The organism is Neobacillus sp. OS1-2 (genome assembly GCF_030915505.1).
GTDB lineage: Bacteria > Bacillota > Bacilli > Bacillales > Cytobacillaceae > Neobacillus.
Genome location: NZ_CP133265.1, coordinates 1,062,334 through 1,074,172, shown reverse-complemented (window position 1 = coordinate 1,074,172; position 11,839 = coordinate 1,062,334). Strand labels below are relative to the sequence as shown.

Annotated in this window: 10 protein-coding genes and 1 other RNA gene; 8 read left to right on the top strand and 3 right to left on the bottom strand. The window is 41.0% G+C overall.

Annotated features, from left to right (window positions below; translation table 11 throughout):
• The first annotated feature begins 11 nt into the window (after nt 1–11).
• Together eno and secG are read left to right on the top strand one after the other, a co-directional pair.
• Entirely contained in the window at nt 12–1,310 is a 1,299-nt protein-coding gene (eno, locus tag RCG19_RS05570) for a phosphopyruvate hydratase (protein WP_166239596.1), read from the top strand.
• A gap of 149 nt (nt 1,311–1,459) precedes the next feature.
• Complete coding sequence (secG, locus tag RCG19_RS05565; protein ID WP_166239591.1) at nt 1,460–1,693, top strand: preprotein translocase subunit SecG; 234 nt, start codon at nt 1,460–1,462, stop codon at nt 1,691–1,693.
• Between the two features lie 401 nt (nt 1,694–2,094).
• Here secG and RCG19_RS05560 read toward each other — a convergent pair whose 3' ends face one another.
• Nucleotides 2,095–2,844 carry a hypothetical protein gene (locus RCG19_RS05560; RefSeq protein WP_308109985.1) on the bottom strand — a complete coding sequence of 250 codons (750 nt, stop codon included), beginning with the start codon at nt 2,842–2,844 and terminating at the stop codon, nt 2,095–2,097.
• Nucleotides 2,845–3,341: 497 nt separating this feature from the next.
• Here RCG19_RS05560 and RCG19_RS05555 point away from each other — a divergent pair, with 497 nt between their 5' ends.
• From RCG19_RS05555 to ssrA, 4 genes are all read left to right on the top strand, one after another.
• On the top strand, nt 3,342–4,091 hold the full coding sequence (locus tag RCG19_RS05555; RefSeq protein ID WP_308109984.1) for an alpha/beta hydrolase: 750 nt from the start codon (nt 3,342–3,344) through the stop codon (nt 4,089–4,091).
• Between the two features lie 22 nt (nt 4,092–4,113).
• Nucleotides 4,114–6,498, top strand: a complete 2,385-nt coding sequence (rnr, locus tag RCG19_RS05550; RefSeq protein ID WP_308109983.1) for a ribonuclease R — start codon at nt 4,114–4,116, stop codon at nt 6,496–6,498.
• Between the two features lie 94 nt (nt 6,499–6,592).
• Complete coding sequence (gene smpB, locus RCG19_RS05545) at nt 6,593–7,060, top strand: SsrA-binding protein SmpB (RefSeq protein ID WP_308109982.1); 468 nt, start codon at nt 6,593–6,595, stop codon at nt 7,058–7,060.
• Between the two features lie 155 nt (nt 7,061–7,215).
• Nucleotides 7,216–7,551, top strand: a transfer-messenger RNA (tmRNA) gene (ssrA, locus tag RCG19_RS05540).
• 553 nt (nt 7,552–8,104) lie between these two features.
• Here the strand turns inward: ssrA and RCG19_RS05535 are convergent.
• Both RCG19_RS05535 and RCG19_RS05530 read right to left on the bottom strand, forming a co-directional pair.
• Nucleotides 8,105–9,328 (bottom strand): MFS transporter, encoded by a 1,224-nt coding sequence (locus tag RCG19_RS05535; protein WP_308109981.1) that lies wholly within the window; start codon nt 9,326–9,328, stop codon nt 8,105–8,107.
• 34 nt (nt 9,329–9,362) lie between these two features.
• Nucleotides 9,363–10,316 (bottom strand): L-lactate dehydrogenase, encoded by a 954-nt coding sequence (locus RCG19_RS05530; protein ID WP_308109980.1) that lies wholly within the window; start codon nt 10,314–10,316, stop codon nt 9,363–9,365.
• Nucleotides 10,317–10,632: 316 nt separating this feature from the next.
• Between RCG19_RS05530 and RCG19_RS05525 the strand changes: the two genes are divergently transcribed.
• Both RCG19_RS05525 and RCG19_RS05520 read left to right on the top strand, forming a co-directional pair.
• Nucleotides 10,633–11,340 (top strand): DUF421 domain-containing protein, encoded by a 708-nt coding sequence (locus tag RCG19_RS05525; protein ID WP_308109979.1) that lies wholly within the window; start codon nt 10,633–10,635, stop codon nt 11,338–11,340.
• 104 nt (nt 11,341–11,444) lie between these two features.
• Entirely contained in the window at nt 11,445–11,783 is a 339-nt protein-coding gene (locus tag RCG19_RS05520; RefSeq protein WP_308109978.1) for a YmaF family protein, read from the top strand.
• Nucleotides 11,784–11,839 lie beyond the last annotated feature (56 nt).

The following is an 11,839-nucleotide window of genomic DNA, read 5'->3' as shown; positions in this document are numbered from 1 at the left end:
GAGAGATTTAAATGCCATTTATTGCAGATGTATACGCTCGTGAAGTATTAGACTCCCGCGGTAACCCAACCGTAGAGGTAGAAGTATTTACAGAATCAGGTGCTTTCGGACGTGCATTAGTTCCAAGCGGTGCGTCAACTGGTGAATACGAAGCAGTTGAGCTTCGCGACGGTGACAAAGGACGTTACCTTGGCAAAGGTGTTCTTAAAGCAGTTGACAATGTAAATGAAATTATCGCTCCGCATCTTGTTGGCGAAGAATACAGCGTTCTTGACCAAGTAGCTGTTGACCAAGCGTTAATCGAGCTTGATGGAACAGATAACAAAGGTAAACTAGGCGCTAACGCTATCCTTGGTGTGTCGATGGCAGTTGCTCATGCAGCAGCAAACTACCTAGATATTCCTTTATACCAATACCTTGGTGGTTTCAATTCTAAGCAGCTTCCAGTGCCAATGATGAACATCGTTAATGGCGGCGAGCATGCGGACAACAACGTAGATATTCAAGAATTCATGATCATGCCTGTAGGTGCGCCAAGCTTTAAAGAAGCGCTTCGTATGGGTGCTGAAATTTTCCATACATTAAAAACAGTTCTTAAAGGCAAAGGCCTTAACACGGCTGTTGGTGACGAAGGCGGCTTTGCACCAAACTTAGGTTCAAACGAAGAAGCTCTTCAAACGATTGTGGAAGCAATTGAAAAAGCCGGCTACAAGCCTGGTGAAGAAGTATTCTTAGCAATGGATGCAGCATCTTCTGAGTTCTACAACAAAGAAGACGGCAAATACCATCTTGCAGGCGAAGGTGTTGTAAAAACATCTGCTGAAATGGTTGATTGGTACGAAGAACTAGCGAATAAATACCCAATCATCTCGATCGAAGACGGCTTAGACGAAAACGACTGGGAAGGCCACAAGCTTTTAACAGAGCGTCTTGGCAAAAAAGTTCAATTAGTGGGTGATGATTTATTTGTTACCAACACGAAGAAGCTTGCTGAGGGTATCGAAAAAGGAATTGGCAACTCCATCCTAATCAAAGTAAATCAAATCGGTACATTAACTGAAACATTTGATGCAATCGAAATGGCAAAACGCGCTGGCTACACTGCAGTTATTTCCCACCGTTCTGGTGAAACAGAAGATAACACAATCGCTGATATCGCTGTTGCAACAAACGCTGGTCAAATCAAAACTGGTGCGCCATCACGTACAGACCGCGTAGCGAAATACAACCAATTGCTTCGTATCGAAGACCAATTAGGTGAAACTTCACAATACAATGGTCTTAAATCTTTTTATAACTTAAGCAAATAATTTCTATGGCGCCCGACAGCTGTTGTTGGGTGCCTTTTTAGGCCCATGCCGTTATTCCATAACCTGTCACAAAACTCTATTGTTTAAAGTTAAATAGTGTGGTAAATTTAATATACTGTGATATGTTCGTCTAACAGGAGGTGGCCTTCATGCATGCATTTGTCGTAACATTATTAGTAATCGTAAGTATTGGTCTTATTGCGGTTGTATTACTTCAATCCGGTAAGAGCGCTGGTCTATCCGGTGCCATTTCAGGTGGAGCGGAAACCCTTTTCGGTAAGCAAAAAGCACGAGGAATAGACTTGATTCTACATCGGATCACGATTGTTTTATCAGTATTATTCTTTATCCTTGCTCTTGCAGTTACTTACTTTAAAATCTAATAGTAGTTTAGTCAAAACCCGGCCAAAGCGTCGGGTTTTTTGCTGTTGTTTAGAAGGATAGTTTATTTGATGTGGTACTGCTGAAAACGAATAATGAAAAAATGAAATTGAAATTCCTGCAATTCACAGATGTGAAGTTTTTGTATATAGTCACATTCATAAAACATATATTAGATAAGTAAATGGGAAAGTGTAAATATCACCTTTTTCCTTTAATCAACGTTTGATTAATTCCTAGAATACTTGAAAAAGGGAGGAACCTGAGTAATGTGGTTCATCCCTTTTTGTGACTTTACCCATCAAAATTTATTTTACTACCAAAAATTTGTTAAAAAACAATCTAGTATAGAGGTATTAACAATTTCTTGTAGAAAGTATTTTTAGTAAATATATTTTTTATTTCATCTATAAGCTGGTTTAATAACGTATGAATGTCTTGTTGCAATTACAGCGTAAGTCGGGGCTTTACCTGTAGGTACACCTCTAAAATATTCAGTGTATTTATACTTTGAAAAAGTATAATCACCCCATATACCTAATCTACTTAGTCTCTTGCTGTCAGCAGGTATAGTTGTAGAAATATTAGTTATATAACTGAAACCGAGTTGAACAGTAATATCTTTATACTTGTAAGACCCAGAAGTTGAATATGTTTTCCCTTTGGTCAAAGTATAACTGGAGGCCGGTGTCCATGCAGGGGTTCCACTGTGATACCCCACCCAATGATTTGTCTCTCTTGTCGAAGATACTAAAGTTGGGATTGTCTGGTAACCATAATCTGCGTTATTTTGTATAGGATCTATTGTATTTTGATACGCTTCATATTCGCTTGGTGTTCTAAAAAATATGGTATTATCATGATTTAACGCATTTTGATATGATTCGAAATCTCCTTGTGTTTCAAAAAACAGAACATTATTTTCGTCTAAAATAATATTATTTGGAGATTCTGATAGATCATACTCGAGAGCTTCTATATAAGGTGCCCCTATTCCTATAATATCTGTCCCAGGAGATTCTGGACCAGAAATTTGGTCACTAGTATTTGTGATTTGACTATTATTTATTTCTTCAGCTGATACCAAGCCTTTACTAAAGGGAATAGCTAATAATACAATTACACCTAACAGGCATTTTAAAAATATTTTCATAATATCTCCCCCGGTTTTCCCATTTATTGGTTTCACGATGAATATTATGAAATATAAATTAATATTATTCGTAAAAAGGAGGAAAAAAGTATGAATTTCTTAGTAGGTATTATTTCACTCTGTTGTGGGTCTTGGATGTCTATTTACTTATATGGTTTACACGCCGACAGTTCTGTAAAATATAATTCCGTCTTTATTATCTTTCCCGTGTTACTTTTCTTAATATTTATCTATTGTATTTATCTAGAAATTAAAAAACTAGAAAAAAAATCAAATTAAAATACTGATTAGGCTGATAATCTAAATTTTTTGTTCATAAAGAAGACTCCTTACATCATTTATTAAGTAAACAATGTAAGGGGGTTTAGACTGTCGAGAAAACCGAAAAAATCGGTTTTCTTGACAGTTTTTTTGCTGTCCTAAGCCTTTTTTCTAGCATGTTCAACCACACATTGCTTAAACTAATAGAAGTGAATCGAAACAAAAGGAGTTTTTACATGAAAGTCACGACACCAAAGCCATTTACTTTTGAAGGGGGCAAACGAGCCGTTCTCTTGCTCCACGGTTTTACCGGAAATTCTGCAGATGTCCGGATGCTCGGACGCTACCTCGAAAAAAAAGGGTATACCTGCCATGCCCCACACTACAAAGGACATGGAGTACCTCCGGAAGAACTTGTCCACACAGGCCCTGAAGACTGGTGGCAGGACGTCATAAATGGCTACCATTTTTTAAAAAATAAAGGTCACGAAGAAATTGCTGTTGCCGGACTCTCGCTTGGCGGTGTTTTTTCCCTTAAATTGGGTTACACTGTACCTATAAAAGCCATTGTGCCGATGTGCGCACCGATGTATATAAAAAGTGAGGATGTAATGTATCAAGGAATTCTTGATTATGCCCGTGAATTTAAGAAATATGAAGGAAAAACAGACGAGCAAATCGAAATGGAAATGAATCAGTTCAAAAAGACACCGATGAAAACATTAAAAGCACTACAGCAATTAATCGCGGACGTTCGTGAAAATGTCGATATGATTTATGCTCCGACATTTGTCGTTCAGGCGCGTCACGACAAGATGATTAATACCGAAAGTGCCAACATTATTTATGAAACAATAGAGTCAGTCAAAAAGGAAATTAAATGGTATGAACAATCCGGGCACGTGATCACGCTTGATAGGGAGCGGGATCAGTTGCACGAGGACATATATGCCTTTTTAGAAAAGCTGGACTGGCACGATTACTAGAACACCCTAAGGAGGGATTTGTTTGGAAGACAACATTCAAAAGCACATTGATAGGCTTTTGCAATATATGAGGGAAGAGGCATACAAACCATTGACGGTTCAGGAGCTGGAAGCAGCATTTGGCATCCAGGACTCAGGGGACTTCAAAGAATTTGTCAAGGCTCTCGTTCAAATGGAAGAAAAGGGTCTCGTGGTTCGCACCCGCAGCAACCGTTACGGTCTGCCGCAAAAAATGAACTTAATTCGCGGAAAGCTGATTGGTCATGCGAAAGGTTTTGCCTTTGTCGTCCCTGATGAGCCTGGAATGGATGATATTTTTATTCCGCCCAACGAAACCAATACGGCCATGCATGGCGACATCGTTTTGGCACGGGTTTCATCTGAAACTTCCGGCCAGCGCCGGGAAGGCACGATTATCCGCATTATTGAACGCGGCGTTCAGCAAGTTGTCGGAACATATGTTGAAAGTAAGAGCTTTGGCTTTGTGATTCCCGATGATAAAAAATTTGCTAGTGACATTTTTATCCCAAAATCGGCTTCTAAAGGAGCGGTTGAAGGGCATAAGGTCGTCGTTAAGCTTGTCACCTATCCTGAGGGACGAAAAAGTGCCGAAGGGGAAGTCATCACGATTCTTGGCCATAAAAATGACCCAGGCGTGGATATTCTCTCTGTCATACATAAGCATGGACTGCCGATGGCTTTCCCTGAAGACGTATTAAAGCAAGCGAACGATACACCTGAGACCATTGACGAAAGTGAATTAGCGAATCGCCGTGACTTACGGAACGAAACGATTGTCACGATTGACGGCGCGGATGCCAAAGACCTTGATGACGCGGTAACTGTGACGAAGCTTGAAAACGGTCACTATAAGCTAGGCGTCCATATTGCCGATGTCAGCTATTATGTAAAAGAAGGCACGCCCATTGACCTAGAGGCGGAGGAACGGGCAACAAGTGTTTATTTAGTAGACCGAGTGATTCCAATGATTCCGCACCGTCTATCCAACGGGATTTGTTCGTTAAATCCAAAGGTGGATCGCCTTGTTTTATCATGTGAAATGGAAATTTCATCTGATGGCGCTGTCGTCTCCCATGAAATTTTTCAAAGCGTGATTAAAACAACCGAGCGAATGACGTATCATGCTGTCAATCTGATTCTTGTTGAAAAAGAAGAAGAAACCCGCAAGCGATACGAACCGCTTGTCCCCATGTTTGAATTGATGGAAGAACTCGCCGCAATCCTCCGCAATAAACGGATGAAGCGCGGGGCAATTGACTTTGATTTTAAAGAATCAAAGGTATTGGTTGACGAAGAGGGCAAGCCAACAGATGTGGTTCTTCGCGAGCGTTCGGTAGCGGAGAAATTAATCGAAGAGTTCATGCTTGCCGCCAATGAGACAGTTGCTGAACATTTCCACTGGATGGATGTTCCGTTTATTTACCGAATTCACGAGGATCCGAAGGAAGATAAGCTAAGGAGATTTTTCGAGTTTATCACTAACTTCGGTTATATTGTGAAAGGAACCGCCAATGATGTCCATCCAAAGGCCCTTCAGGAAATCATTGAAGAGGTTCAAGGAAAGCCTGAGGAAATGGTAGTATCGAAAGTAATGCTCCGCTCGATGCAGCAGGCTAAATATGATCCGGAAAGCCTTGGACATTTCGGGTTATCAACGGAATTCTATACCCATTTTACCTCGCCGATTCGCCGTTATCCCGATACGATTGTCCACCGCTTAATCCGGACCTATCTAATTGAGGGCAAGCTTGATGAGACGACAAGGGAAAAATGGAATGTGCGCCTACCTGAGATTGCTGCGCATTCTTCAAAAATGGAGCGCCGTTCCGTTGATGCTGAACGTGAAACCGATGAATTGAAGAAAGCGGAGTACATGGAGGACAAGGTTGGTGTTGAGTATGACGGCATTGTCAGCTCTGTGACAAACTTTGGGATGTTTGTCGAGCTGCCGAATACCATTGAAGGCCTTGTCCATGTCAGCTATATGACCGATGATTATTATCGTTATGATGAGCGCCATCTGGCGATGATTGGTGAGCGAACCGGCAATGTGTTCCGAATTGGTGATGAAATCACCGTTCGAGTGGTAAAAGTCAATAAAGACGAGCGCTCGATTGATTTTGAAATCGTCGGCATGAAGGGAACACCTCGCAGGGAACGGTCTGAGACTCCGAAGGTTTTTAAAACGGGCAGCGATACACATAAGCCGCGCCGCAATAAGCAGCAAGGTGACAGTGGTCAGGGTCGAAATAAAAACCGGAAATCCAGCCAAGATGGAAAACAAAATTCCGAATCTGGCGGCGGCCAGGGTAACAAAAAGAAAAAGAAACGTAAATTTTACGATAACGTGCCTAAGTCGAAAAGCACGAAGCGTAAAAATAAATAATTATTTAGGGGGAGCCTTTCTTCGGAGGCTCTCTTTCAATTGTAGTAGCATATATTTTTTGCTAAAATAAAATCTATAGATTGAGGTGAAAATTATGCCAAAAGGTGCAGGAAAAGTAGTCGCACAAAACAAGAAGGCTTACCATGATTATTTTATTGAAGAAACGTATGAAGCAGGTATCGTCTTGCAGGGGACAGAAATCAAGTCGATTCGTGCCGGTAAAGTGAATCTTAAGGATGCCTATGCACGGATTCAAAATGGCGAGGCGATTCTGTTTGGGATGCATGTCAGTCCGTATGAACAGGGCAATATTTTTAATCATGACCCATTGCGAACACGTAAGTTATTGCTTCATAAGCGAGAAATCAGTAAGCTGCTTGGAGAAACAAAAGAGGCAGGTTATGCCCTTGTTCCAGTAAAGCTGTATTTGAAAAATGGCTTTTGTAAGGTTTTAATCGGCTTGGCAAAGGGTAAGAAAAACTATGATAAGCGTGAATCCTTGAAGCAAAAAGAGGCGAAGCGCGAAATTGAACGTGCCTTCCGCGATCGTCAGAAAATGTAAGGTTTAGTGAAATGAGGTATCTTACAAATACTTACAATTGAAATTTGCTGTAGGTGTGGTATAATAAGTTTGTCGCCAAGTTGCGATAGAAACTTTTGCTCAGGAACATTGTTGAGCATCCTAACGTTCTAGCTTCATTTTTATCATGGGGACGCTACGGATTCGACAGGGGTAGTTTGAGCTTAGGTTGCGAGTCGAGGGGATCGGCCTCGTTAAAACGTCAAAGCCATAACTGGCAAAACTAACAACAACCTAGCTTTCGCAGCTTAATAACTGCATAGCTGTTCGCCCCTCCATCGCCTATGTGGTAGGGTAGCGGACTCACTCTTAGTAGGCTACGCCGGATTCCACCGCCTGAGGATGAAGGAAGAGAACAACCAGGCTAGCTGACCGGACGCCGGTCGATAGGCAGAAGATTCAGCGAAATACCAATATATCGACTACACTCGTAGATGCTTAAGTGGCGATATCTTTGGACGCGGGTTCGATTAAGTATTAGTCGCCTTATGTGGTAACACATAAGTGAAAATCTGGCTTTATCGGTGAAACCTAAGTCACTTTAAAAAGTGATAAGGCAATGCCGAGCGGTATGTGGAGCAATTCAACAGCCGTGTATCGACTTATAGGCTGCCATCCTAAAATGGTAGTACTAGGATGCGAAATCCCACCATTTGGTGAAAATTATGTTTCGCATAAGACGCCAGGGGACCTGTTCTAGGGCAGGTTCAAGATATAGTCAGTGCCATGACGAAAGCATGGAAACGCACGTCCCGCCGTCTCCACCATACATAGGTGGATAACAAGATCAGCAGAGAATGCTGGTCTTTTTTATATTCTAAAAAAGGTATCTTCGAATGAAATTTTCTTTTTTAGTAATTCTGGGTTATATTTTCCGTTCCTTGGTGTACCCTTCACGTAATTTCCAAGTATCCATAAGGCACGATTTCTTTTTTTATCCACTCTTATTTTGATAAATGAGTTAAGAAGGATGTACGATGTACACCCTTCTTTCTCAAACTTTTCAAGTTAAGGATTTTACTTCACTCACGCAGCTTTCAACAAGGCCGCTTCCTTTTTCCTTGTTTCTGGGAAGGTGGCCACGAGGAAGATGTACAAGCTGGAAGCAGCGATAAAGAAAATCATCGCCGGTGTGTAGCCGGAATGTCCTAAAATAAAGCTCCAGGCAATCGTCGCAATTGTTTGGCCCGCATAGGCAATCGCCCAGAATAAGCCGAACATAATCGTCAATTTTTGTGGCGTCATCCCTTTCAACTCATGGGGCAAGTTCAAAAAGATGGGGTATTGAATATACATGGCAAACCCCGAAATCGAAATGAGCAGGTAGGATACTAGCGGAATTTTGTTCGCAAACATAATCGCCAAAGCAAACGTCCCAACCATGACAATCCCTGAGAATAGTAGAATGGGCTTGCGCGGTACCCCTTTATTCCCAATCCGAATCCCCGCAAAGGTCCCTAAAATCCCAAAACCAGAGATCAACAGGTTCGTTACAGAACCATTTAACAATGTATATTGATCAAAAATCGCTTTAAAACTGACCAGCGATAATACATACAATGTTAGAAAGGAAGCAAACGCTAGGCCATAGCGCCAAAGGAAGCCGTCCTTGAGCGCATCTTTATAGCCATACTTTTCGGCAGTGCCGTCCGTTTCTTGTGTTTCAAAGGTTTCTGCTTTCCAAAGCCATGCGATGAAAAATATGATGGTTAACGAGGCAAAGAACGTTAACGTTACCCGCCAATTGCCGACCATTTGCTTAGCAAAAACCGTAAATAAGACGGCGACAATAAAGGCTCCGGCATTATAGGCGACCGTATTGGCGGCATTAATGCGCAGCTTTACTTGTGAATTTTTAACATAGTGAGCAACAACAGGGTTCATATAGACAATGACCATCGAGCCCCCAACGGCCATAACCATCCGTGCGGCGGTATAGGCCCAGTAATTGGGCAGATAGATCGCAACCAGCCCCATCATCAGAAGGCCAATCGCCACCCCCGCTGCTTTTCGAGGCCCACATTTCATGAGCACGATCGCGGCTAGGATGTTGGCAAAGACGCGTGCCGTCGTAATCGAATAATTCACAAGTTGAGAAATAATGGGATCCACCGGTCCACCAAAAAAGGTTTCAGTGATTTGCGGTGTTAAAGAGGAACCAGCGACCCAGTTCATGGCAAAGGTTACATAGGCGAGCCATAAAACAGCCATCATAAAATAACCCTTTTTTGTATGATTGATTGTTTTCATCCTGTTCATCTGCTTTCAAGGATCGTATTTTATACTAAAGTACAGGTTTCATCGTTTCTTTTAGGATGTTCACAGAGTGGTTAAATTGCTTTATTTCTTTTTCATTTAGTTGAATTTCAAGGACTTCACGGATTCCGCCGCGGTTAATGACTACAGGAACTCCGATAAAGACATCATATTGTCCATATTGTCCATCTAGATAAGCGGAAACGGTTAGGATACAGTTTTCATTATTTAAAATTGCCTTCGTAATGCGAACAAGGGACATGCCAATACCATAAAAGGTTGCGCCTTTTCGCTCAATGATATGGTACGCTGCGTCACGGACGTTAACGAAGATCTTTTCTAAGCATTCTGTGTTTATGTCGCCCTTGCCAGCTGCAAGTTCTTCCAATCTTTCCACACCGACTGATGCACGGCTCCATACCGGAAGTTCTGTATCCCCGTGTTCACCAATGATATAAGCATGCACATTTCGTGTATCCATGTTGAAATGTTTACCAAGCTGAAAGCGAAGGCGGGCAGAATCTAACACGGTTCCGGAACCGATGACACGTTCTTTTGGAAGGCCAGATTCTTTCCAGGTTACATAGGTTAAGATGTCGACAGGGTTTGTTGCAACCAAGAAGATACCGTCAAATCCACTAGCCATAATGCTTTTAACAATTTGTTTGAAAATTTTTGTGTTCTTTTCTACCAATTGTAAGCGGGTTTCCCCAGGCTTTTGCGCTAACCCCGCAGTAATGACGACTAGGTCTGCGGTAGCACAATCTTGGTATGAACCGTTCCAAACGTTGATGGGGGATGGTGCAAATGGAATCCCGTGATTCAAATCCATTGCTTCTCCTTCTGCTTTTGCCTCGTTCACATCGATGAGAACCAGTTCTTCGGCAACACCTTGATTAATCATTGAATAGGCATAACTAGTGCCTACTGCCCCTGTTCCAATTAAGACAACGCGATTCACTTTTCTATTTCTGTTTTCCATGATGGTAATCTCCTTTATATAGTGGAATGTATGATAAAAAATGGTACATGCAAGACTCGGTAACTGAACTTTCTTTATTAACAACTTAATGAGGTTAGTATATCACTAGTTTGTGAATAATTTCACAGATGATGTGACAAAAAAATGTCCCTTTTTGGAGCGTTTACAAGTAAGCGATACCATAATTGCGAGGTTCATCCCCCTTAACAGAAATGAATTCCTTTTTCATTTAATCATTCCATTGGTTTAACCTTGGATAAAACACAAATAATAAGTTGAACAAATCGAAAGTTTGCATTTTTCGGAGGAGATACGTATGGAAATTATCTACCGAACCTGCATTGTTTTTATAGCAGGGTATTTGTTTTTACGTTTGACCGGAAAAAAGGCAGTAGCCCAAATGCATACGTTTGATTTATTGTATATCTTTGTCCTCACAAATATTATCAGTACACCGCTTGAGGTCAACAATGTCGGAAAATCATTAACCTATGCTGTCATCATCGTTATTTTATATAAAATATTTGTCCGTTTATCCTTACACAATAAATTAAGATGGATTTTATATGAAAGTCCTACCGTCCTAATCCGTAATGGCGATATTAATCGGAATGGGCTAAAAAAAGTCCGGATGCCTGTAAATGAATTATTGTCACATTTGCGAGTAAAGGGATATTCGGATACTCAGAATATTGCGATTGCCTTGATGGAAGAAACAGGAAATATTAGCGTTATTCCAATGGCAGAATACCGACCAGTTCAACCAAAAGATTTAAATATTCAAGTAAAAAAAGAATATCTGCCTATCCCTCTTATCATGGACAGGCAAATTGTCTATCATAATTTAAAATATTTACAATTAGATCAGAGCTGGCTAATAAATGAAGTTAAAAAAATGGGGGAAAAGGGAGAGAACATAACGTTGGCTACATATTTAGAAAACGGAACGTTATTTATTGATAATCATGAAATAAACAATCCTATCGGTGATCCATATTACTATAATCCCGGAAGAGATAATTAAATGACTGCCTTAACTTTTTGAGGTGGTTTTTTTATTTGTACCTAAACATATTGGATAGAGCAGGCAAATATGATTAGTAATATAGGGATGGAAGGGGGAGGTTTATGGCTAAAACAGGGAAAGATGACTTTGTTAACGGGTTTGTGCCGTACCATAATCATGGCTCGGTTGATTATACGTCAGTGGTGCATGGGCATGTTCATCAATGTTTAGATATTACTTTTCCCCCGATGCAGACCCAGGATGGGAGTCATATTCATTACACGGAAGGATATGTTATGTTCGAAAACGGACATTCCCATCACTATAAGGCCTATTCTGGACCAGCGATTCCGGTAGGAAATGGAATGCATGTTCATTATTATGATTTTTATACCAGTGAAGATGATGGGCATCGGCATCATGTGAAAGGGGTAGATAAGCCGGCTCCGGGGAATAAGTAGAATAAGTACTGCATTCTATAATGAAATGAGGTAAAGTCCAGTAAATGAATACTGGA

Excerpts from the sequence above, each read along its gene's own strand:
- eno (WP_166239596.1), top strand. The coding sequence starts at position 12 with ATGCCATTTATTGCAGATGTATACGCTCGTGAAGTATTAGACTCCCGC.
- secG (WP_166239591.1), top strand. The coding sequence starts at position 1,460 with ATGCATGCATTTGTCGTAACATTATTAGTAATCGTAAGTATTGGTCTT.
- RCG19_RS05560 (WP_308109985.1), bottom strand. The coding sequence starts at position 2,844 with ATGAAAATATTTTTAAAATGCCTGTTAGGTGTAATTGTATTATTAGCT.
- RCG19_RS05555 (WP_308109984.1), top strand. The coding sequence starts at position 3,342 with ATGAAAGTCACGACACCAAAGCCATTTACTTTTGAAGGGGGCAAACGA.
- smpB (WP_308109982.1), top strand. The coding sequence starts at position 6,593 with ATGCCAAAAGGTGCAGGAAAAGTAGTCGCACAAAACAAGAAGGCTTAC.
- RCG19_RS05535 (WP_308109981.1), bottom strand. The coding sequence starts at position 9,328 with ATGAAAACAATCAATCATACAAAAAAGGGTTATTTTATGATGGCTGTT.
- RCG19_RS05530 (WP_308109980.1), bottom strand. The coding sequence starts at position 10,316 with ATGGAAAACAGAAATAGAAAAGTGAATCGCGTTGTCTTAATTGGAACA.
- RCG19_RS05525 (WP_308109979.1), top strand. The coding sequence starts at position 10,633 with ATGGAAATTATCTACCGAACCTGCATTGTTTTTATAGCAGGGTATTTG.
- RCG19_RS05520 (WP_308109978.1), top strand. The coding sequence starts at position 11,445 with ATGGCTAAAACAGGGAAAGATGACTTTGTTAACGGGTTTGTGCCGTAC.